The organism is Methylobacterium nigriterrae, assembly GCF_037106235.1.
Taxonomy (GTDB): domain Bacteria; phylum Pseudomonadota; class Alphaproteobacteria; order Rhizobiales; family Beijerinckiaceae; genus Methylobacterium; species Methylobacterium nigriterrae.
Genome location: NZ_JBAWTG010000494.1, coordinates 1 through 593 on the forward strand (window position 1 = coordinate 1; position 593 = coordinate 593).

Annotated in this window: 1 protein-coding gene; it reads left to right on the plus strand. The window is 62.9% G+C overall.

What is annotated here, in order from left to right; genetic code table 11:
* The first annotated feature begins 381 nt into the window (after positions 1 to 381).
* Positions 382 to 537 carry a DUF3309 domain-containing protein gene (locus WDW90_RS37915; protein WP_336492847.1) on the plus strand — a complete coding sequence of 52 codons (156 nt, stop codon included), beginning with the start codon at positions 382 to 384 and terminating at the stop codon, positions 535 to 537.
* Positions 538 to 593 lie beyond the last annotated feature (56 nt).

Genomic DNA, 593 nt, shown 5'->3' on the forward strand with positions numbered 1-593 from the left:
ACAGTGCTCACCTGGTTCATGGACGCCTCCTGGAGTGGGCTCTAACACCACCACTCTGGCACGCTGATGCCGTCGGGGGCGTCCACACCATCACGCCCCTATGAACCACGCTGTGAATGATGACGTACCACACCCCTACTCCATCGAAGTTTCGCCGCTCACGAGGCCCGCAGGACAATTCGGCTGGTCAATGCGCAAGCACGGCAAGTTGGTCGAGCGGTCGGATCGCCCGCATGCGACGGAGCAGAAGGCACGGGAAAGGGCTCTGGAGGCGATCGAGCGTGACCTGACCCCTTCCGGCAGGCGGACGCCAGCGCTAAGAGTTCAGCCTACCCAGCACTCAGCCTCTCCATCGGCAGCTTCGCCCGCAGACGCAGGGCCATGACGCTCGCCACCATCTTCCTGATCATCCTGATCATGATCATCTTGGGCGGTGGCCGCCTCATCGGTGGCGGCGCTTATCGCGAGGAGAGCTACAGCCTCGTCATCCTGCTTGTCGTTGCGGCCCTCGTGCTCCTGCTGATCCGCGGACACTGACGGACCGCATGGTTTTGGGCTTGGCCCTACCAAAGCGCCCACCTACCGACGACGTT